At 66.6% G+C, this 21,151-nt stretch carries 19 protein-coding genes; 10 read left to right on the top strand and 9 right to left on the bottom strand.

Going from position 1 to position 21,151, the window contains the following annotated elements; translation table 11 throughout:
- Window positions 1–169 precede the first annotated feature (169 nt).
- The 3 genes from ACGFI1_RS17905 to ACGFI1_RS17915 are packed head-to-tail and all read left to right on the top strand — an operon-like array spanning window position 170 to window position 3,282.
- Window positions 170–1,198, top strand: coding sequence for a TIR domain-containing protein (locus ACGFI1_RS17905; RefSeq protein ID WP_386870279.1), 1,029 nt, complete (start codon window positions 170–172; stop codon window positions 1,196–1,198).
- A 10-nt stretch (window positions 1,199–1,208) separates the two neighbouring features.
- Window positions 1,209–2,342 (top strand): hypothetical protein, encoded by a 1,134-nt coding sequence (locus tag ACGFI1_RS17910; protein ID WP_392786392.1) that lies wholly within the window; start codon window positions 1,209–1,211, stop codon window positions 2,340–2,342.
- Between the two features lie 25 nt (window positions 2,343–2,367).
- On the top strand, window positions 2,368–3,282 hold the full coding sequence (locus ACGFI1_RS17915; RefSeq protein ID WP_386870283.1) for a TIR domain-containing protein: 915 nt from the start codon (window positions 2,368–2,370) through the stop codon (window positions 3,280–3,282).
- A gap of 33 nt (window positions 3,283–3,315) precedes the next feature.
- Here ACGFI1_RS17915 and fxsA read toward each other — a convergent pair whose 3' ends face one another.
- Window positions 3,316–3,504: an FxSxx-COOH cyclophane-containing RiPP peptide gene (gene fxsA / locus ACGFI1_RS17920; protein ID WP_386870285.1), complete on the bottom strand. Its 189-nt coding sequence runs from the start codon at window positions 3,502–3,504 to the stop codon at window positions 3,316–3,318.
- Between the two features lie 137 nt (window positions 3,505–3,641).
- Here fxsA and ACGFI1_RS17925 point away from each other — a divergent pair, with 137 nt between their 5' ends.
- Together ACGFI1_RS17925 and ACGFI1_RS17930 are read left to right on the top strand one after the other, a co-directional pair.
- Window positions 3,642–4,940, top strand: a complete 1,299-nt coding sequence (locus tag ACGFI1_RS17925) for an FxsB family cyclophane-forming radical SAM/SPASM peptide maturase (RefSeq protein WP_392786394.1) — start codon at window positions 3,642–3,644, stop codon at window positions 4,938–4,940.
- On the top strand, window positions 4,909–6,237 hold the full coding sequence (locus ACGFI1_RS17930) for an HEXXH motif domain-containing protein (RefSeq protein ID WP_392786395.1): 1,329 nt from the start codon (window positions 4,909–4,911) through the stop codon (window positions 6,235–6,237). Before ACGFI1_RS17925 ends, ACGFI1_RS17930 begins: the two co-directional genes overlap by 32 nt.
- A gap of 13 nt (window positions 6,238–6,250) precedes the next feature.
- Here ACGFI1_RS17930 and ACGFI1_RS17935 read toward each other — a convergent pair whose 3' ends face one another.
- The 5 genes from ACGFI1_RS17935 to ACGFI1_RS17955 form a co-directional block, all read right to left on the bottom strand.
- Entirely contained in the window at window positions 6,251–6,646 is a 396-nt protein-coding gene (locus tag ACGFI1_RS17935) for a hypothetical protein (protein WP_386870291.1), read from the bottom strand.
- A gap of 78 nt (window positions 6,647–6,724) precedes the next feature.
- On the bottom strand, window positions 6,725–8,218 hold the full coding sequence (locus ACGFI1_RS17940; RefSeq protein WP_392786397.1) for an ATP-binding cassette domain-containing protein: 1,494 nt from the start codon (window positions 8,216–8,218) through the stop codon (window positions 6,725–6,727).
- Window positions 8,218–8,577, bottom strand: coding sequence for a PadR family transcriptional regulator (locus ACGFI1_RS17945; RefSeq protein WP_386870297.1), 360 nt, complete (start codon window positions 8,575–8,577; stop codon window positions 8,218–8,220). The genes ACGFI1_RS17940 and ACGFI1_RS17945 overlap by 1 nt, the downstream gene beginning before the upstream one ends.
- Before the next feature lie 315 nt (window positions 8,578–8,892).
- Entirely contained in the window at window positions 8,893–9,369 is a 477-nt protein-coding gene (locus ACGFI1_RS17950; protein ID WP_392786400.1) for a hypothetical protein, read from the bottom strand.
- A 74-nt stretch (window positions 9,370–9,443) separates the two neighbouring features.
- A complete protein-coding gene (locus ACGFI1_RS17955) occupies window positions 9,444–9,788 on the bottom strand; it encodes a hypothetical protein (protein ID WP_392786402.1) in 345 nt (114 codons plus the stop codon).
- On the opposite strand from ACGFI1_RS17955, the gene ACGFI1_RS17960 reads away from it, so the two are divergent.
- The gene (locus tag ACGFI1_RS17960) at window positions 9,684–10,331 is read left to right on the top strand and encodes an ArsR/SmtB family transcription factor (protein WP_392786959.1); all 648 of its coding nucleotides are present in this window, start codon (window positions 9,684–9,686) and stop codon (window positions 10,329–10,331) included. The two genes, ACGFI1_RS17955 and ACGFI1_RS17960, sit on opposite strands and share 105 nt — an antisense overlap.
- Before the next feature lie 365 nt (window positions 10,332–10,696).
- Entirely contained in the window at window positions 10,697–11,995 is a 1,299-nt protein-coding gene (locus ACGFI1_RS17965) for an AlbA family DNA-binding domain-containing protein (protein ID WP_392786404.1), read from the top strand.
- A 96-nt stretch (window positions 11,996–12,091) separates the two neighbouring features.
- Here the strand turns inward: ACGFI1_RS17965 and ACGFI1_RS17970 are convergent, their stop codons facing one another.
- Window positions 12,092–12,292, bottom strand: coding sequence for a hypothetical protein (locus tag ACGFI1_RS17970; RefSeq protein ID WP_392786406.1), 201 nt, complete (start codon window positions 12,290–12,292; stop codon window positions 12,092–12,094).
- 128 nt (window positions 12,293–12,420) lie between these two features.
- Here ACGFI1_RS17970 and ACGFI1_RS17975 point away from each other — a divergent pair, with 128 nt between their 5' ends.
- On the top strand, window positions 12,421–13,221 hold the full coding sequence (locus ACGFI1_RS17975; RefSeq protein ID WP_392786408.1) for a helix-turn-helix domain-containing protein: 801 nt from the start codon (window positions 12,421–12,423) through the stop codon (window positions 13,219–13,221).
- A gap of 88 nt (window positions 13,222–13,309) precedes the next feature.
- Here the strand turns inward: ACGFI1_RS17975 and ACGFI1_RS17980 are convergent, their stop codons facing one another.
- A complete protein-coding gene (locus ACGFI1_RS17980; RefSeq protein ID WP_392786410.1) occupies window positions 13,310–14,026 on the bottom strand; it encodes a GIY-YIG nuclease family protein in 717 nt (238 codons plus the stop codon).
- Window positions 14,027–14,318: 292 nt separating this feature from the next.
- On the bottom strand, window positions 14,319–19,160 hold the full coding sequence (locus ACGFI1_RS17985; protein ID WP_392786412.1) for a DEAD/DEAH box helicase: 4,842 nt from the start codon (window positions 19,158–19,160) through the stop codon (window positions 14,319–14,321).
- A gap of 859 nt (window positions 19,161–20,019) precedes the next feature.
- Between ACGFI1_RS17985 and ACGFI1_RS17990 the strand changes: the two genes are divergently transcribed.
- Complete coding sequence (locus ACGFI1_RS17990; protein WP_392786414.1) at window positions 20,020–20,370, top strand: hypothetical protein; 351 nt, start codon at window positions 20,020–20,022, stop codon at window positions 20,368–20,370.
- Window positions 20,371–20,373: 3 nt separating this feature from the next.
- Window positions 20,374–21,138, top strand: coding sequence for a hypothetical protein (locus ACGFI1_RS17995; protein WP_392786415.1), 765 nt, complete (start codon window positions 20,374–20,376; stop codon window positions 21,136–21,138).
- Window positions 21,139–21,151 lie beyond the last annotated feature (13 nt).

Genomic DNA, 21,151 nt, shown 5'->3' on the forward strand with positions numbered 1-21,151 from the left:
TGATGTGCGGTGATGGCCAGACTTTTATGACCTGTCAATGGTCCGCTCCGCACTTCGGGGCGGTCATCGGCGTCTCATCCCTTACGATGAGAACGAAAAGTCAACGGCCGTCCCCGACCTCCGTCCCGGACTCCGCGCGGGGCTCGCCCCGGGCAGAGGTGTTCTGCGCATGCGAGGTGACGTGAAGACCTACTTCTTCACCAGCTACGCCCGGGGTGCGGACAGGGCGTGGGTCGGCCGCTTCCACACCGACCTCGAACGCGAGGTACGCGTCCGGCGCGGCCTGTTCGCCGAGGGATGGCTGGCCGAGGCCGGCGGCGCGGGCGTCTACGGCGCGGCCGAGTCCGCGGCGATGGTCGCGCTGATCTCCGCCGACTACCTCCGTGATGCGCACTGCGGCCGCGAATGGGCGATCTTCGAGGAGCGGCTCGCCACCCGCCGGCCGGCGCGCGACCTGTGCCTCATACCCGTCCGGTGGCGGCCGCTCGACCCCGCCGCCGACCTGCCGACGATCATGCGTCCGATGCCGGAGGCCTGGACCGCCGCGGCCATCGCGCCCGCCACCCGCTCCGGAGTGCTGGAGCTCATGCGCACCCATCGGCTGGAGGGGGAGGACGGCTACTATGCCGTGGTGCGCGCGATCGCGGCACGGATCTTCGAGGCCGAGAGCGCCGGCCTCGCACCGCTCGACCCGGCGGCGGCCGAGGCCACCGTGCCCGCGTTCGGCGTCCGCTCCGCGGAGCGCACCACCGAGCCGGTGGCGGCGCGCGCAGAGGCCGACGACCCGCCGCGCACCGTGTCGATCAGCTACGTCGGGGCCGATCTGCCCTGGGCCGAGTACCTCGGCAACCTGCTGCGCACCTATGACTACGACGTCGAACTCGTCCGCTGGAACGCCGGCCGCAGCGAGCCCCTGCGAGACTCCGTCGACCGCGCCCGCGGCAGCGGCGAGCGCGTCGTCGCCGTGCTCTCCCAGAACTTTGTCGCCCCGCACATGGAGGCGCTGGTGCGCGAGGACGCCCTCGGCTGGGAGGAGGCCCTGACCGCGCCGCCGGGAAGCGGCGTTCCCGTGATCCCCGTCCAGGTCGACAGCGGCCCCCTGCCCGGCGGCCTCAGCAAGCGCGCCATCCGCATGCACGGCCTCAGCGACGCGGTGATCAGGACGTTCCTCGACGCGGTCCGAAGACGCCCTGCCTGACCGCGGCCCCATGACCCTCTACTCCCCGAGCCTGCCCGAACCGCTGCGCCTCCCCGGCACGCCTCCGCCGGTCTGCCGCCGCGGCCCGCGCGACCCCCATTTCACGGGCCGCGACGACGAGCTGGAGCAGGTCGGTGAACTGCTGGCCGCGGAGCGGGTCCTGGTCGTCGACGGCGACAAGCTTGAGCGGTCCGGCAAGTCCGCGTTCGCTTTGGAGTACTGCCACCGCTTCGGCCAGCGCTACAACGTGATCTGGTGGTTCGACTGCCGCGCCGAGGACGGCCTCGACGCGCAGGAGGACGCCTTCCGGGAGCAGGCGAAGGACGCCGGCGGGACGGAGCGGTGGCGGCTGAGCGTGTACGACGGCGTGCGGTCCGCCGCGGACCTGGACGGCCGCCTGCCCGACGGACCGGCGCACGTCCTGCTGACCTCGCATGGCGCCCATGGGCCCCGCGACCGGGGCGCGACCGGCGTCCGGACGTTTCCGCTGGGCCCGTTGACCCCCGCGGAGTCCATCGTCCTGCTGATGCGGAAGGCGCCCGAGCTGGACCCGGCGCGGGCGGCACGGCTCGCCGAGGCGGTGGGCCACCGGCCCGCGCTGCTCAGCGAACTGGGCGACCTGCTGCTGGGCAAACCGGATCTCGACGTGGACACCTGCCTCGCCCTGATGAGGCTGGGCCGCCGCTTGCCCGCCCTCGGCGCGGCCGTGCCCCCTCCGCGTCCTCCCACCATGGACGAGCCGCGCTTCCCGGACGAGCAGCCGTTCTCGGGGGAGCAGCCGTTCTCGGGCGAGCCTGCGCTTGTGATCGAGCATCCGCGCGTGTCCGAGCGGCCGTCGCCTCCCAAGGTGGAGATGGCGCACAAGACCCAGCTCGTCAACGCGCTGCAGGAGGTCAAGCCTCTGGCCGACCAACTCTCCCCATGGGTCGCGGCGATCGAAGAGGAATTCGGACCATTAGACGTCCGGCGCCCGGCGATACGGGCGACACTGGTCAATATGACCAACCGCGCTCTCCGGCACGAAGACGCGCGGATGCTCGAAGCGATGGTCGGTGCCCTCTGCTACGTCGTGTCCGAGAACGAGCCCGGGGTGTCCCGGGTCGCCGAGCTCATCGACCAGATCAAGCGCGTCCGCTATCCCTGATCGTTCGCGACCTCTGGAGAGCCTCATGTCCGAGACGCCCTATGCCTTCTTCGTCAGCTACGCGCGCCACGTGGACCAGGATCTCGTCGCCGGGTTCTTCGACGATCTGGACGTGGAGGTTCGGCTGCTGCTCGGCCGCGACCGCAAGGACGCCGGCTTCCTCGACCGCGAGGGGCTGTATCCGGGCGACGACTGGGAGCGGGTCCTCATCGAGCGGGCCCGCACCGCGCGGTCCATGATCGCGCTGCTGTCCGCCGACTACGGCAGGAGCCGCTGGTGCGGCCGCGAATGGGGCATCTTCGCCGCGCGGATCGAGCGGCTGAACGCGCCGCCCGGAACGGCGCGCGCCCGCTGCCTGATGCCGCTGCGCTGGTCCGGGGCGACGAAGCCGCCCGCCGCGGTGGCCAGGCTCCACAGCACCCACCGCAGCCTCGGCGACGACCTGCTGATCGACCTCAAGCGAGCGGGCGGGGACCGGTACCGCACCGCGGTGGGCAAGATCGCGCGATGGATCGTCGAGGCCGACGCGCTCGCGCTGCCGCCGCTCGGCGAGGCCGAGGCCCGCGCGGTGCCCCCCGCGTTTGGCGACGCCTCGGCACCGGCCTCACCGCCGCCGCCCCCGATCGCGTCCCCCGGGCGCGTGCCGATGCAGCTCAAGGGACGCCTCGTGAACGCCCTGTACATGGTGGACCCCATCCGGTCCGGGGAGATCGGAGAGCTGATCCGGCTGATCGAGGACGATGTGGGCATCCTCGACATCCGCGGCAGCAGCACGAGAGACCGGCTCGTCGACCTGGTCCAGCGCGCTCTCCGGCACGAGGACGCGTCGATGCTCGACGCCCTCTCGGGCGCCCTCCAGGTCCAGGCGCCCGGGAACGACCCCGCGCTGCCGCGCGCCGGCGAGCTCATCCGGCAGATCAAGGCCATCCGCTACCCCTGACCCGGCCGCGGCCGGGCGCGGCGCATTTACGCGTCATTGCATATCGCCCTCGAACGCGGACTCGAAAGCGGCGACCGCATCGAATGAGTTTGTGTCAAGTGACACAAAGAAGCGGTCCAGGGCGCGCGCCAGCACGGAATCTCCGAGATCATCCAGGGCGTGCAGGGGTATGGCGCTGACATCGAGCAGAAGATCGGGCGAGTCGCCTCCGTGATCGGGCATGGGTGCACCTCCGAATTAGATGTTATTTTGTGGTGGGGGCTCGCCGCGACGGACTATCGGGTAAGGGGCGGTCCGTTTTCGCCCGGAACGGGAGGCGAAGCGGCCGCCGCCGTGCCGGGATACGGATCCGGATGACAATGAAAATCCCTTCTCGGGCATCGCCGCACCCGTCGTTCGGCGACGCCTGGCCGGCCGTGCTGGACGTTCGCGCGCTGCTGGACGGCGGCTGGCGGCCGACCCCGTTCCGCCAGTTCGTCCTGAAGATCGCCAGCCGCTGCGACCTCGCGTGCGACCACTGCTACGTCTACGAGCTCCGCGACCAGAGCTGGCGGGGCCGCCCGCGCGCCATGCCCCGCGAGGTCCTCGGCCAGGCCGCCGTGCGCATCGCCGACCACGTCCGGGTGCACGACCTCGACTCCGTCACGCTCGTCCTGCACGGCGGCGAGCCGCTGCTGGCCGGGACCGGCCTGCTCGGCGACGCGGTCCGCGCGACCCGCGACGCGGTGCGCCGGGCCGCCGGCCCCGGCCCGGACGGCCGCGAGCGGGTGCGCGCCGTCGTGCAGACCAACGCCGTCCGGCTCGGCACCCGCGAACTGGCACTGTTCGACGAGCTGGACGTCCGGGTCGGGGTCAGCCTGGACGGCACCGCGGCCGCCCACGACCGGCACCGCCGCCACGCCGACGGGCGGGGCAGCCACGCCGAGGTCGAGGCGGCGCTCGGCCGGCTCTCCTCCGGCCGCTACCGCCACCTGTTCGCCGGGCTGCTGTGCACGATCGACCCGCGCAACGAGCCGGTGGAGACCTACGAGGCCCTGCTGCGCCACGGTCCGCCCGCCATCGACCTGCTGCTGCCGCACGCGAACTGGTCGGAGCCGCCCCCCGGACGGGGCGACCGCGGCGAGACTCCGTACGGCGACTGGCTGGCCGCGGTGTTCGACCGCTGGTACGCGGCGCCGCGGCGGGAGACGGGCGTGCGGCTCTTCGAGGAGATCCTCCAGCTGCTGCTGGGCGGGGCGTCCACCACCGAGGCGATCGGGCTGTCCCCGGTCGGCGTGGTCGTGATCGAGACCGATGGGGCGATCGAGCAGTCCGACAGCCTCAAATCCGCATTCCCCGGCGCGCCCGAAACGGGGCGGCACGTGTTCACCGACTCGTTCGACGAGGTGCTGCTCTCGCCGTTCGTCGCGGCCCGCCAGATCGGTCTGCGCGCGTTGTGCCCGGCCTGCTCGTCCTGCCCGGTGAAAATGGTGTGCGGGGGCGGGCATTACGCGCACCGCTACCGGGACGGGAACGGGTTCCTCAACCCTTCGGTGTATTGCTCTGACCTTCTCCGGCTCATCATGCACATCCGTGCCAGGGTTGCCTCCGACCTTTCCCTCATGGCCGCGAGACGAGAGGCGCGCGATGGAGATCCGCTACCACCGGCCGCCGGCTGACCTCCTCCGGGAGATGGCCGCGGGCGGTGGCGGCGTCGCCGCGATGCGCATGCTCGGCGAGATCCAGGCCAGCCGGCACCTGCTGCTGGTGCGCGGCGTGGCGGAGACGGCGCGCGCGTCCGGCGACCCCCGGACGGCTGGGCGGGTCGTGGCGGCCTACGGGATGCTCGCCGACCTGCAGGCAGCCCACCCGGAGGCGGTGCGGCAGGTGATCTGTCACCCCGCGGTCGGCGCGTGGGCCGGTCGCGCGATCCGGGACGCGCGGCTCCACTGCTCGTACGGCGGCCTGGAGCGGCTGGGCGCGCTCGCCGCCGCGGCGGCGGTCCGGGCCGGCGCCCGCGCCACCGTGAGCGTCCCGGCGCCGGACGGGCGGCTGATGCTGCCGTCCTTGGGCATGGCCCTGCTCGGCCCCGTCTCGCATGCGACGGTACGGGTGGCGTCCGGCCAAGGGGTCGTCGAGGCGTCCGGTACCCGGGTCGCGATCCCCGCCGATCCGGAGTCGGACGCGCCCGGCTGGCTCGGGCTGCGCCGCCTCAGGGTGGCCTCCGCCGGCCTGACCCTCGACGTGCTGGTCGACGACCTCGACCCGTACCGCCTCCCCGGCATGCCGGTGCGCGGCCGGCTCGCGGGGGCCGAACTCGCGCGCTGGAAGGACGACCTCGCTGCGGCCTGGCGGATCCTGGTGCACCGCCACGGTCCGACCGCCGCGGAGATCGGCGCGGGCATCCGCGCGGTGACGCCGCTCACCGGCCCCGGCACCGGGCAGGTCAGCGCCAGTTCCCGCGAGGCGCACGGCAGCCTCGCGTTCTCCACCACCGGCGAGGCCCGCGAGCTGGCCCTGATCCTGGCCCACGAGGTCCAGCACGCCAAGCTCGCGGCGCTCATCGAGGCGGTCCCGATGGTCCGTCCCGGCCATGACCGCCGGTACTACGCGCCGTGGCGGGACGACCCCCGCCCGGTCTACGGCCTGCTCCAGGGCGCCTACGCCCACCTCGGCGTGGCGGGTTTCTGGCGTGGGGAGCGCCGCTGGTCGCCGTACGACATGCACGCGCACACCGAGTTCGAACGCTGGCGCACGGCGGCGCTGCTGGCGTCCGAGAGCCTTCTCGACGGCCGCGGCCTGTCACCGGCCGGCGCCGGCTTCGTCGGCGGCATGCTGGAGACCCTGCGGCTGTGGGGCCGCGAACCGGTGCCCGCTCCGGCGATGCGGCTGGCCCGCCGCCGGGCCGCCCGCCACCGCGCCCGCTGGCTCCGCCGCCACGGCCACCACCTCGCGGCCCCACGCAACCCTGGATGACCGTCCCGCCGGATCAGTCCCGAGCGGACGCGAAGTACCGGTTGGAGGCGGGCGACCACAGCAGGATGAAGACCGCCAGCGTCACCAGCCAGCCGATGACGACGAGCGTGCGGAGCAGAACCTCGTCGCTGAGCGCGAAGACCACGAACCTGCCGGTGAACTGGACCGCCAGCAGGCCCGTCAGCCAGGCCCTGGCCCAGCGGCGCGGCCGCCGCAGGAGCAGCGCCAGCCAGGCGTACGCCACGCCCCAGACGAGATGGAAGACGTCCGTCAGTCCCTGCGGCGGGTACAGCCAGGCGAACACGTGCCCGACGAGCAGTACCCCGATGCAGGCCAGCGCCCAGTTGACGGTCGCGGGCACTTGAGCGGCCTGGTCCGTGCCGACGCGCGCGGAGCCGTGAGCAGGCATGTCTCCTCCACTACAGCGATCGGTGATCGTGCACTGCAAGCCGCCCATAGGTAATGTACAAGAAAATCTCGGCTGAGACTATCTCCTTTGAGATTTAGATGCCCAGGAGGCGGCGTGGGGTGATTCCTGCACGCGTACCGGGCTGACGCGGATGGCCCTGAGCCGGAGGACGCTGGCGGCCCAGGCGATGAGCACGCACACCGTCATCATCAGGGCGAAATGGCTCGTCCCGCTGCTCAGGCTGCCGGACCCGTGCTCCTCGATCGCGTACGCCGTCAGCTCTCGGGTCGACCACAGCGGCAGGAGCTTGGCCGTCGCCCCCGCGGGATCGACTAGAAGCTGCAGGGCCATGATGGAGAGCAGCGCGAGGGCGCCTTCGAGTTCCCGGGAGATGGCGAGGCCGACGAGGGCGCCCAGCGGCGCGCCGATCAGCATGGTCGTCACCAGCAGCAGGGCCACTCCGGCGAGCCGCGGTAGATCGTCCTGGGTTACGGCGACCAGCCCGAAGTAGACCCCGGCCACGAGGACTCCGACTGCCGCGAGCGCCAACTGCCTGCCGAAGAACAAGGCGGTCGGCGATGCTCCGATCACGCTGAGGCGCTGGTCGAGGCGGCGCGCTCCGACATGGCTGAACAGGGCCAGCGTCGCGACCGCCCAGCCCACACCGATGGACAAGAAGCGGATCGCCTGCCAGTGCACGTCGATGCGCACCAGGTAGAACACCAGCGGCAGCAGGAAGACGAACAGCAGGGCCACGCGGCGGCGGATCATCTCTTGCAGGCTGATGGAGGCAACGGTCAGGAGCATCAGTTCTCGCCTATCGGTTGCAGTTCCAGAACATGGTCGACACGGTCGAGGTCGTGGAGCATGTGCGTGACGACCAGCACGCCGGCGCCTCCGTCGCGCCACCGGAAGACCTGGTCCCAGAAATCGACGTAGGAGTCCTGGTACCACGTTGAGTTTCTGCTGCGTCCCACCGGAGAGGAGAGAGGCGATCACGTTCTTCCGAGGAGACCATCCGAGTTGGGCGGCCAGATGGGAACCGACGGAGACGGCTTCCTTGGGGTTCATCCGGTAGGCGGCACCGAAGAGTCTGAAGTGCTCTGACGGGGTCAGCAGGGGTGCCACCCCGTCGTGCTGGGGTGCGTACCCGATCCGCTCAGTGCGCTGCACCGTCCCGGACGAGGCGCGAGTCAGCCCCGCGCATATGTTGAGCAGCGTTGATTTGCCCGAGCCGTTGGCTCCGACGACCGCGGCGACCTCTCCCGCGTGCAGATCCAGATCCACTCCGCGCAGGACCTGCCTGCGTCGATAGCGCTTGGTCACGTTCCTCAGACGGAGAACGACCGCGCCCCGCCGACGTGGCGGTGGCGCCGCGTGCCTCGTGGCCTGCCGCACGGTCCGGGCCAGAGCGCCCGCATAGGACAGTGCCGGCCCGTACATCGAATCGGGCTCGACCCCGGCGGCCGCCGCCTCGGCCAGTGCGTCGTTGGTCAGCTCGCCGGCCTCGGCTTCCTCGATCCCGGCGTCTTTCAGGTGCCGGTAAAGCAGCGCTCCCCAGGCGTCGTTCATCACATGCTCCCTGACGGCGCGTGCGTCCCGGTTGGGGTTTCGACTACGGCGCTCATCGCAGTGCGGAACTGCATCCACGCACTGCGCCGCTCGTGCATAGCGGCCCGGCCGAGGTCGGTGAGCTCGTAGTACTTCCGCGGAGGACCGGCTGGCGAGACCTCCTTCTCCGTCCGCACGAGCCCCTGCTTCTCCAGCCGCAGGAGAGCCGGATACAGGGTTCCTCCGGGAACCTCGTCGAAGCCCACGTCGGCGAGCCGCTCCACCAGCCCCCTCCCGTAGTCCCGACGATCAGCGAGCAGGCACAGCAGGCACACGTCCAGAAATCCGTGGAGCCACTGCTGCGGAATGTTCCGTGGCATGCTAAGTAGCCTAACTGACTACCAGTCCCTAGTCTAACTACCAACTGGCCAAGCGAACATCGCCGCGCGTTGCGGCGGTGCGCGGCACCGACCCATATGCCGCGATGGCCGTCGCCTTGATGACTGACGCGGGCGATCAGACCGGGCGCCACCTAGAAGGAGGTCTCGTGCTGGGACCACAGCCACGTCCTGAGCGGTACTCGACGCATCGTGTCGGTCAGCCGATGGGCGACCGGCCGCGGGTTCGGGGCGGTCATGGCGTTGTGGGGGCGCTCGTTACGGTTTCGTGCAGCGAGAACTAGACCAGAAAGCCGCTCAGCCGCTCGTGCTCTGGCTGCCGGGGTGCTCGAAGTTCTGCCTGCCCAGAATGTGCGGGCGTCCGTGGGCGAGCCGGTAGAACTCCGCCAGTGCCGGTGGCACCTCGGCCGCCGTGGCGGGTGCCGACTCTTCGGCGGGCACCGGGTACCAACTCTCGATGAACGTCCGCAGCGCGCGGTCACGGTCGAGGTGGTCAAGCCACTCCAGGCTCGGCAAGACGTCGGGAGTGGGGCTCGGTGGACGCACCCGGTCCAGTACGTCGACGTCCAAAGGCGGGTCGAGATGGAGCACGCAGTCCTCGAGTGTGTAGGGATCAGTGCCCCAACCGCTCTGCGACTGTTCGACCGTCCCGAGATAAAGGGCGCCCTCCCGGACTCGGACGAACAGGTGGATCGGCTGCGACTCGGGCCCGGATCGCAGCCATGGTTCGCTGGGCCAGCCGGCCGGGAACCGGGCGGCCACCTCACCTGGCATAGGGCCCACGAGTGCGAACGTGTCGCGATTTCGTACCCCGCTGGCTTCCGGATCGCCCCCGGCCTCCGCGACGATCACGGCCCCGGCCGGCCCGACGGCGACATCGGCACCGCCGGCGCTGACCACGTGTAGGCCCTGGTGAACAGGGTGGGAGGACCATTGATAGTGATCTTGCTGTCGGTGATGGGGCGGGTGAGATAGGGCAGGGCCAATACCTTCCCGTCCAGGGTGATGGCGAGCCTGGCGGTGCTTGCCCCCGCCCCCTGGACCGGGCCCAGGCCCGCGGCGCGCTCCAAGAGGCTTTCGCGGAGCGGCTGCTCGCGGACCCGGCCGCCGCCGTGCGGGCGCGGACGCGCCACACCCTCGAACAGTGCGCCGAAGCCTTCTTCGACGCCGCCTGGACGAGCGTCGCCGTGCAACTGGCCACCGACCTGCGCCTGAAGAACGACCTGTTGAAGCGCCAGGGCATCGGGGCGGCGCTCGCATCGGTCTCCAGCGCCGTGACCCTGGCACCGGACGGCGACCGCATCATCGTGGACAAGCTGCAGGACAACGCGACCACCGCCCACGACACCGGGGTCACCTTCCTCCCCAGCGTCTTCGGCCGCCCGCACCTGGTCGCGGTCCACGCGCCCGGATGGCGACCGGTGGTGCAGTACCCCGTGGCCGAGGCGAGCCCACCGGAGCCGATATCACTGGAAACGGTCACGCGACGTCTGGACGCCCTAGCGCATCCGGTACGGCTGCGGCTGCTGCGCACCCTGGCCCGCGGCCCCCACACCACCGGCGAACTGGCCCAAGCCTGGGAACTCACGCCCCCAGAGGTGTCCCGCCACCTCGCCGTCCTGCGCCACGCGGGCCTTCTCACAGCCCAGCGGCAGGGACGTTACGTCCGCTACACCCTCAACCTGCCCGAACTGACAGCGCTAGGCCCCGACCTACTGGCCGCCCTACTGCGCTGAGCATCGTCGACGGCGACGATCGCACGCCTGTCTACGGTGTACCCCCTACGGGAAACCGCGCGCATGGCTGCACCCACAACCCCGCCACCCACCGCTGCCAACTAACGATCCCGTCCCGGTTCACGACCAGATGATCGCGGCGGGTGCGTGCCGGTGGCGGCACGCACCCGACCACACATGGCTCACCGACTCGCCTCGTCTCAAGCGAACCAGTGATCTGTGTGGACGTTCATGGGAGTTCACGTCGGCGGGCGGAACGATGCCTACGCGCGTGCCCGAAAACTATGAGCGGAACCGGTCGACCATCCACGATGATGAATCTCGTGTCCTTGGCTCAGACTCTCCTGCACAGCGCCCCTTCCCAAGTGACGATCGACCAGATTCGTCGGCTGGTGGCGATGGTCGGCCCTGAGAGCCCGACCCTGGAGTACAAGGCCGACATGAGCACCAGCATCGCCAAGGCCGTGGCCGCGTTGGCTAACACCTATGGTGGTCTGGTCTTGGTCGGTGTCACCGATGACCGCAAGATCATCGGTGTTAAGGAGAAGACGCTCGAACGTGTGTCCGAGCACTGCTACAGCGCCATTGAGCCCCCGTGGGTACCCGATATTGTCCCGGTCCCGATGGACGACGGCTCGGGTAAGTACGTCCTAGTCATTCGCGTGGTCCCTGGCGTCGGACCGCGACCGCTGCTCATCGAAGGGGCTGCGCCCCTGCGCCACCACAACACCACTCATCCAGCCAGCTGGCAGCAGCTCGCCGCGTTATTCGCCGAGACCGATGCGCGAGTGCAGTCCGACCCGTGGGCCATCCGCGCTCCGGATCTACTACGTGATGGATTCGGTAACGCGGACGAGCACGTGGATCTCATCGTCCGCTCCGGCCTCAACATCGCCATCGATCCCCAGGCCGCCTGGCGCCCCTTGCGCGAGCAAGATGTCAACCAGTTGGCTGACGCGCTGAACCGTTCGGATCTGGTCGGCCAACTCACCGACCTGATCTCAGGTGGTGCCGGCTGTAGCATTCGCCGGTTCCACCGCCGCGGACACAACCGATCCCGCATCGTCAGGCTCCAGTGGCAAGGACTCCCAGTGGGCTGGTCCTCAGACAACCCAGTTCCCGTCGAAGCGCTGTTGTCGGCTGAGGTCCCAGGCGGCTATGGCCAGACGGCCACCCACCTGCTGGTGCATCTGGACGTCATCATCCGCATAGCCAGCTGGCTCAGGATGGAGGAGGCCCGCTGGGTTCCCGCCAACGGCACCCAGCAGAACTGCTCCGAGCCTGACTGGCAGATGAACGTCGATGATCTCGGGGGACTGATGGACGCGTTGGTCGCCGCGCTCGTTGACCAGCAAGTTGTCAGCGCACTCGCTGAGTTGGCGCAGATCAACTCACTGGCCGTTCCTCAACCACGCGTCCTGCATTTGGTCGCCGCCCGGCGTCCGATCCCAGAGATCCTGGACACCAGCGGACTCGCCACGATTCCAGAGGCAGGCAACTCTCACGGTGCGCATCTGCTGGCGGACCCTGGGCTCGATCTCACCGATCCCGCCAGCCGACAAGAGCAGGTCGACGCCTGGTTGGTCCAGACGGCATTGGACGCTGGTCTGCTCGGTATGGAGGAACGCCGGGCGAGCCGTCCTTCGCCAGGCGCGACCAACTGAGTCGAGACTTCATCGATGAGCTGCGAGACAGTGGAGGCGGTGCGAGCAGGGGTGGGGAGGAGTAGCGGGCGACGCCCACGATGACGAGGCCAGAACCTAAACGTTGGCCGGAGGGTCGCCCAAAGTCGCCTTGAGCCGTCTGATGAGTGGAGATACCACTTCGCAGAAGAGCTTGAGGTTATCGGCGTGCTGCTGGACTGCTACCACCGCCCGACCGAGTTCCTGGGCCATCTGCTCGACGAAGTCGGCCATGGCGCGAGCACGCTCGACGGGATCGATCGGGTACTGGAGGTTCATGTGTAACTTCCCTTCTCTTCGCAGAAGTGACTGCGTTGGACTCTCGGATCGAGGACACACCTGTGATAGTTTCACAAGGTCCACGTGTTGTGAAATACATCCTACACGGTTCACGAGGAGTCTGTGAAGTGAAAGCAGGATCCAGTTCGGCGGTGGCCTTCGGCCACGTGTTGCGGGCTGTCCGCAAACGCTTGGCGAAGAACCAAGCTGAGGTCGCCGGCTCCTTCGCCCCCAAGCTCTCCGTGGCCGCTGTCTCCATGGCCGAAGGTGGCAACCGTCCACCTAAGACCGAGGCGATGGTCCGTGGCTACGCCGTCGCCCTGGAGCTTGACGAAGATGCTTTGCTTGAGCTCTGGTGGGCGATGCAGGGGATGGTCGAAGACCCCGATGGGGATGAGAAGCGCGCAGGTGCGCGATGGTGGCGTGACTTGTGGGCGGAACCTCAGGTCGAACTTGACTACCACCAAGCCGTTTCCGCTGCCGAAAAAATTTGGACCCCGAACGAGGATTTTTACGCGCCTTCGCTGGAGTTGTTCACCCTCGCCCATGCGATCTGCCAGATCCTGAGGCGCCTGCTGGGTGACTCTTGGAAGGTGGACTACAAACGCGAGATTGGCCTACACGACCCTATTGACGGGCGCCTTGCAGCGGTCATCATCGAAATGTGGGCAGCAGCATCGGAAGAGGGTGGCTCAGAGGAGTCCCCCGATTTGATGGCTAGCTACGCGTGCCCGGAACCCTTGGCCCGGCCTGTCCCGTCCGAGTCAACGGTGAGGCGCCACCCGGAGGCATTTCCACCCGACGTCGCATGGATCCTCTCTGCAGTCGAGGCGATGCCTGCTCGCGAACGAGCAGCAGTTGCCGGATTCATCCATGGACTCCGAGAGGGAGCCAGCCTCTTTTCAGATCCCTCTTCTCCCACTACGTAGAAGCCATGCGAGTTTCCAGCGAGCACTTCGATAGGCCCATCAACGCCTCAAGCGCCATGAGCCAATCGACGGCCCTTTTAGAATTTTCTTAGCTGGCGCTGGAGGCAAAAAGAGGCCGTTGGGAGGCATTCCGCTTATAGAGAAGGACGGTGTTGCCAGCCGCCCGTTCGTCGTCGAAGTGCTCATCGCGGGCGTATTCATCGTTGTCCAGCGTCCGACGCAGCCACTCCTCGAACGATCGTGATTCGGCAAGCACCCACCCTCCGGCAACGCCGATAGCACTCTTTACCGCGTCAACGTCCGGACTATCGCAGAACACTCTAATTTCGTCGGTTTTCGTCCAGGCGCCAGAAACACGCTGAACGATCCACGCCGGGTCCGGATAGTTCTTGTAGCTGAACCCACTCACCGCGTTGAAGTCGCCGCTGATTATAACGGTGGATTCGTCGGCTCGGACCTGTCCGAACTCGCTCAGGATGCGTCGCGCGACGGCGAAGTCGCCCTGGAAGTACTCGCGCCCGGCGCTAGTGCGTGAGAGTTGTCGACCGATCAAGTGGATCAGTTCGGTCTCTGCATTGTCGGCGGCTGGGACCAGGACGTGTGCGTGACGGACGATAGTGACGCCTCGCTTGAGGCAGTCGCGGGTGTGCTCGCCGAGTCGACGCTCCCAGTCATCGGTCTTGCCGACCTTGATGATCCCGGTGCTCAACTCCAGTGCGTATAGAAAACCAGCAGGCAAGGGGGGCGTCTCCTTCTGTTGGGTGATCGGCGGAAGTCTAAGCCATAGACCACGAGGTGAGAGCACGAGGCACGTGCGTACGGACCAAGAGGCCGACCTCGTCCTGGGACCGGCGCGTCAGTACACTGATGGTCCCTTGAAGTGGGTCTGCTCAGGCGGAAACGCACCGAGTGGGCACCGCAGCATAGCCGTATGCCCGACACTCCCCTGCAACAGGAGCCGGGATCGACACCGTCGGCGGCAAGCAGGAGCTCGTCACCTGGCTTTGGTCCGCGGCGGGGCTGTCTCTACTCGGCTGTGCTGCATAAGTCATCGCCCCTCCCCGCCTCCAATACGGGAGCTGCGCGAGGTGCCACCGCTACTCGAGAATGTCGAGCGGGGGCAGAGCGTCAACGATCTTCATCGTCTCCAGGCTGACCGTGACGATCCGCTTGAGCAGGTCGATGATGTAGCGCGGGTCGGCTGACCAGTCATTGGGATCGTTCGTGATTCCGGACTTCCTGTCGACCTTGACCTGGTATCGGTCGATGATCCACTCGATGGCGGAGCGCGCACCGAGCTGGTAGCGGTACGCCTCGTCCGGGATGTTGGTCAGCGTGACGCGGTTGTTGTAGACGATCGTCGAGCGGTCGGCCTGGCCCTTGACCTTGGGGATCTTCATCTTGGCGACCCGGTACAGCTCGCCCAGCGGAGTCGCGGAGGCGTCGCCGGTGACGGTCTCGACAATACCCTTGTGGGGCTCCGCCTCCTCATAGCCGATGTGCAGGTCGGCGAGCTTACGACCGGCCTCGGCGAAGCTGTGGAACTCTCGCACTTTGGGTATGCGAGGCAGAGATTTCTTCAGGTCCGCAGCGAAACGCTCACGATATTCCGTGGAGTGCAGCAGTCCATAGGCGTAGTAAAAGATGTCGTCCTTGGTGATGGACGGGATGCCGTACACCTTCCGGTAGTCGGCCAAGGCCACCTCGGAGACGTTGTCGATGCGCTCGTAGGCGCCCGCATCGTCGCCGAAGTCGAAGCCGCCTTCAACGGCCAGCTCCCGGAAGGTGTAGCGCGGAAAGAAGGAGCCGCCTTTGCCGAAGAGATCAAGGCAAGGAAGAACATCTATCGCCAGCAGTGCAAATTCGCTAGTGGCGTGAAAGCCATTCAAGTAGAACCCGAAATTTTCGTGCTCGGATGTCGGGAACATGTGAGGTAGCTTGCCGCGCCTGTGATTCAAGTCCTGATCAAAATAAACAACCTGGCGACAGAATGGCCTATACATACTGTTGGTGATACGCGTCGGGTCGAAATTGATCTCTCTCGCCCGTGTTACCTTTGGGATAAGGCTGGAGGACCAACTGATTCGCTTTAGATCGCGGTCGATGAACCTTTCGGTGTCTTCGAGGTTCGGATTGGCGATTCCCTGTGCCTTGCAGTAGTCGACAAAGCCCTTCACTTGATCATTGTAGAAGTCGACGGTTGACTTTACGTTCTCCTTCAATCGATCTTCGGAGAAGTTGTAGACCCAGGAATCGCGATTAGTTCCCAGTCCCAGGGAGTAGGAGGTGAAGATGGCGTTAGGATTGGACTCTTTGTTTCCAATGGACTGGAAGGCGGAAAAATTTTCGTCCCGTTGGTTGATCCAGTCGCCATCAGAGTTTGGCGTTACCGACGACCATTCCACCATATCGAGATTCTGGGAGCCGAGGATGCGAAGTTTGTCCTCGCGGCCGAGGTAGTCGCCGATGTCTCGATAGTGCAGTTCGTAGTCGGCAACTGGCCCGACGTTCTGTCTGCCCTTAACCAGGATCAGGATAGCGACAGTATTCCGGCTTCCCGAGCCGAAGACGTTGCCTGCCTCTTTCTGGCGCTGCTCTCCAGCAGTACGCGCATTGCCGCGCAGATTGTAGCAGTAGATCGCGTCGAATTCGTCTACCAGTGATTTGCGCAATCCATCGGCGGTGTTGCCGTCGATGTATCCGCCGTTGGAGACAAAGGCGATGACTCCCTCGTCCTTGATCCTGTCGGAAGCCCAGCGGATGGCGCGGATGTAGGAGTCATAGAGGGTTCGTCGTGAGGTTGCCTTGCTCCGCGCTGCGTACGTCTCCTGGATGCGGGCATCCAGGTTCGTGTACTTGACGTTCTGGTTGTCGTCGTTCTGGCTGTCCTGGCCCACCGAGTAGGGCGGGTTGCCGATGACGACGGTTATCGGCTGAGCCTTCTGTCTCTTCGCCCGTTCGCTGTTGCCCTCGAGAGCGTCCATTCCCTCCAGTTGAGCTTCGCCGCCTTCGGCGAGTTGGAAAGTGTCCGCGAGGACGATTCCCTCGAAGGGGCTATAGTCGCCGCCAGCGATGTCGTGGAAGGCGGCCTCGATGTTGACCGCCGCGATGTAGTACGCGAGTAGCACGATCTCGTTCGCGTGCATCTCACTGGTGTACTTGCGGAGTAGGTCCTCAGCCTTGAAGAGTCCGGACTGAAGGAGGCGTACGGGGAAGGTGCCGGTGCCGACGAAGGGGTCAATTATGTGGACGCCCTCGTCGGTAAGTGAGCGGCCGAGGTGCTTGTTCAGGGCCTGTTCGGTCGAGCGGATGATGAAGTCCACAACCTCGACAGGTGTGTAGACGATGCCGAGGGCGTCGGCGGTCTTAGGCAGAGCGGTCTTGAAGAACTTGTCGTACAGCTCAACGATGACGCGCTGGCGTCCTTCGTGGTTGTCGATGCCCTCAGCCCGGACCCGGACCGACTTGTAGAATCCCTCGAGGGTCTTGGCTTCGGCGTCGAGACCCTGATCGTCCATGGCGTCGAGGATCTGCTGCATGGCCCGCGAGACAGGATTGTGCTCAGCAAACCCGTAGCCGGCGAACAGGGCGTCGAACACCGGCTTGGTGACGATGTGCTGAGCGAGCATATCGATGGCGTCGTCGTCACTGACACCAGGGTTTATATTTGCCCGGAGTTCGTCCACGAACTCCTCGAAGACAGCCCGCTTGCCAGGAAGTTTGAGGGCAGCGCGGATGCGGGTGACGTGGCGGTCGGCGATGTCAGCGATGTCCTTCGCCCAGTCCTCCCAGTAGGTGCGCTCGCCAACCTTGTCAACCACGCGTGCGTAGATGGCGTCCCGCCAGTCACTGATCGAGAACAGGACGTCTTGGACGTGCTGGGCGCTCTGCGCCTCCTGATCCTTGGCGGCCTGCTCGGTCTCGGGGGTGCTTGAGCCGTCCTTGTCGCCGATCGACTCGTCGCCCGGGCCGATGTGCCCAACGCCGATGTTCTCGGGCTTCTTCTTGTTCAGTTCGATCTGGTTGACGGTGGCATTGAACCGGTCGTCGTGAGCGCGAAGCGCCTGCAGGACCTGCCAGACCGTTTTGAAGCGCCTGTTGTCTGCGAGGGCCTTCTCCGGGGCCATCCCGGCGGGGACCGCCACCGGCAGGATGATGTATCCATAGTTCTTGCCTGGGGCCAGCCGCATGACGCGACCGACGGACTGGACGACATCCACCACCGAGTTGCGCGGGTGCAGGAACAGCACCGCATCCAGCCCGGGAACATCCACGCCTTCGGACAGGCAGCGGGCGTTGGACAAGATGCGGGCCTGGTTGGGGCCGGGGTCCTGGCGTAGCCAGTCCAGCAGCCGGTTGCGCTGGAGGCTGTTGAAGGTGCCGTCCACATGGTCGACGCTGCAGCGCAGGACTTCGTCATCAGCGTCGTCGTAGGCGTCGATGACCTCGTTGAAGCGTGCGGTGATGGCCTTGGAATCGGCGATAGATCGGGCGAACGCCACGGCACGCTTCATCGGAGTCTCGTCGGCGCCGAAGCCCGTGCCATCGGCGAAGGTCCCCGACCGCTTCGCCATCGCGTTCCAGCAGCCGATGATCTTCGCAGCATCGTCCAGATTCAGCTCGGACGTTCCGCCCGCCATGCCCTGCTGGAGGGTGTCGGCGACGACACCCTCGTCAATGGTGAGGATGAGCACCTTGTAGTCGGTGAGCAACCCTTGCTCGACGGCCTTGCCGAACCCCAGGCGATGGAACTCGGGACCGTACAGGTCCTCGCGGTCCATCGAGGCCACGGCAGCGCTGGCGTTCTTCGCCTCGCTCTGTGTGTCCTCGCTGTAAATGCGCGGGGTGGCCGTCATGTACAGGCGGCGGTCCGCGCCGAGGAAGGTGTCGTCGTGGACGCGCACAAATGCTGACTCGTCGTGCCCGGCCAGGGTGACGCCGGTCGTTCGGTGAGCCTCGTCGCAAAGGACCAAGTCGAACCGAGACAACCCCTGCTTCTGCGCGGCCGAGATCGTGCCTATCGACTGGTAGGTGGAGAACACCACGGTCAGCCCCGGAACTGCCTCCACGCTCGCCATCTGCGAGATCAGCCGATCCGGGTCGGTGGTGGCGGGCAGCCCCATGTCGTGGACGGCCATGTCCGCGTCGTCGCCTTGAGCATGCCGCTTGCCGGCCTGTGCGTCCGAGCACACTGCGAAGACCCGCAACGATGCCGCGGCCTCGTTTGACCACTCACGGAGGCTCTGCGAGAGCAACGCGATCGAGGGCACCAGGAACAGCACAGTCGTGTGGTCGCCCTGCCCGGCCTTGGCGCGCTCTTGCTGCAACCGCTCGGCGATCTTCAGTGCGGTGAACGTCTTCCCGGTACCGCACGCCATGATCAGCTTGCCGCGGTTGTGCTCAGCGAAGCCCGCGAAGACGTCGTCGATCGCCTCGCGCTGGTGCGCACGAGGCGACTTCTTCGCACGCAGCGTCATGCCGATCTCGGCTTCGGCCGTGGTTGCCAGATGCCACTCCAGCGGGCTGGCGGCGATGTCGGCCAGACCGAGGCGGTTGACCGGGATCTGCTGGTCCTTCAACGCGGCCTCGGCGTGATCGCTCCACTTGTCCGTCGTGGAGATAATCAGTCGGCGGGTGAAGCCGCCCTTGCCGGAAGCGGTGAAGAAGGAGTCGATGTCCTCTTTGCGCACCGTGTGCTGGGGCTCGTAGAACTTGCACTGGATGGCGCAGAAGCCGCCGGTCTCTCGGTCCTGGGCGACCAGGTCGATGCCGGTGTCACGCTTGTCCTGCTCAGCACCGGGCCAGTCGGCCCACATCCACACCCGGCTGAACTGCTCGCTCCACTGTGGGTCGGTGCTGAGGTAGCGGACCATCAACTCTTCGAAGCGTGTCCCACGGTCGCGGTTCACGCTGGAGTTGTCACGGATCGCCTTGAGCACATCGTGAACCGTTGTCGCTGTAGCCACCGCGCCTCGCTCCCGACCCAACCGTCGGCGTGCAGGCGCACGCCGAACGACTCCAGAGTTCATGGGCACCTTACTCGGCCCGAGTTGTTCATGTTGCCCGACATCTCGGGGAGCGGCTGGCGTGTGCCACCGGCTCAGCGTGGTCGGGATGGCGTCAGTCGACATGGTCAGGTCGCACTGGTTACCCAGGTGCTCGGTGTCCGGAAAGGGAGCGGTCGCCCCCCTGCCGCGGCTCAGCCTTGCCCACATTGATCATCCGCTTCATTCGGAGCGCAACGAACAAGGTCGTTCGAGGACGGGAGAAGACCTTGTGCGGAGAGCCTGATCAGCTGAGGCTGCTGTCGGCATTGCCCAGGGCGCACCTTTCGACGGCCGGCGTCCTGTGGACCATCACCTGTGGTCGTTGGTGGGACGCGCCAGGCGCTGAGCACGCCTTGTTGTCCAAATGGAACGTATCAGGCGGTTTGAGGAGGGTGGTCCAATTCGCATTGTGGAGAGATTTACCTTCCTGGTGCCACGAAATGTAGCCCAAGCTTCCATGCTGCATCTACGATCGCTCGACGTTGCTGTCGCGGTGCTGGCGTGACGACTCGCGTCAGCGTGCAAGATGATCAAGTGCGAAGGTGTGGAGTTGTCGGGTACCGGTCGTTGGGTGGCGAATCGGCTCTGCTGGCTTAGTGTCATGGGCGTCGCATTGATGTCTTCGGGCTGCGGGGGTGAACCGAGCGCTGTTGCTTTGCCCTCGTTGACGGATTCCAGTACGCCACTGCCCTCGTCATCGACTGCGGCGGAAGAGAGGGCTGTAGCGTCGGCTTACACAAGGTTCGTCGCCATGCTCGATCGTGCGGATTCTCTGCCCGCTGAGTCTCGCAAGCGCCAACTCGCTACTGTCATGACCGATCCGCAGCTTTCGCGAGTGCTCCAACGTATCGACAAGATGAAAAGTGAACGGCTCGCGACTTACGGCCACATCATCGTGCACGTGCAGAGTGTCCAACTTACTCCGACCGGCGCGACAGTGCACGACTGTCAAGACTCCCGCAACTCGGGGCTTCTCAACTCGATAACGCGCAAGAAGATCAATCGCGGGGTGCGGCAAGGGAACACTAAGGCGCTGCTGGTGAAGGGCTCTGACGGGCAGTGGCGGGTAAGTAAGTCCATTACGATCGGCGAGGGGTGCTGACGAGTGGAAGTCGTTGCACCCATGCTCGGAGTCGGTCTGCTTGTTTCCTCTTCCGGCATTGCGCCCCCTCCGCGAGATCCGCTGCCACCGAACGCGAACTCGTACAGCTATAACTTCGGCGCCCAGGATGGCAGTCGGCCGGCAGGCGGTGGGCGAACGTCTGCCGCTGCGCCGGAAGGGAACCACGCGGGTGTTCCGCAGGAGCCGGGGCCGCGTGATTGCCAGGCACTGAGCGAATACGTGCAGGTGGTCTGCCCGGAAGCGGGTGAGGGCGGCAAGGCGTCCAAGGTGTCTCCGGCCGAACTGGCGTTGACCAAGTGGGCGCGTATGCCGATTCCCGCTCCGGTGGTGCGGACGGCGCCGCCGCGCCGGAGGGGCGGGCTGGTGGGGCTGCCGGAGTGGTTCTGGGTGACCAACTGGCATTCGTTGAGCGGTCGCGTGTCGGCTCGGAACGTGTGGGTTGAGGTGACTGCTCGTCCGCAGAGCATGACGATCGCCCCAGGGCCTGGGGAGCCGGTCGTCCGTTGCTCGGGGCCCGGTACGGCCTATGACAAGACCCGGTCGGCCGCGTTGCAGCGCACCGATTGCTCCTACACCTTCGCGCGGTCGTCGTTGCATGAGCCCGGTCAGGCGTATCGGGTGCGAGTGACCGTGCTGTGGGGCGGCACGTGGCGCGGTTCGGATGGGTCCGGTGGTGCGCTTCCGCCATTGAGCCGGTCTACGACTTTCCTGTTGCGGGTGGCCGAGGCGCAGGCGCTTTACGGATGAGGGTAGGTATGAA

The sequence above is a fragment of the Actinomadura geliboluensis genome (assembly GCF_043197915.1).
Taxonomy (GTDB): Bacteria; Actinomycetota; Actinomycetes; order Streptosporangiales; family Streptosporangiaceae; genus Spirillospora; species Spirillospora geliboluensis.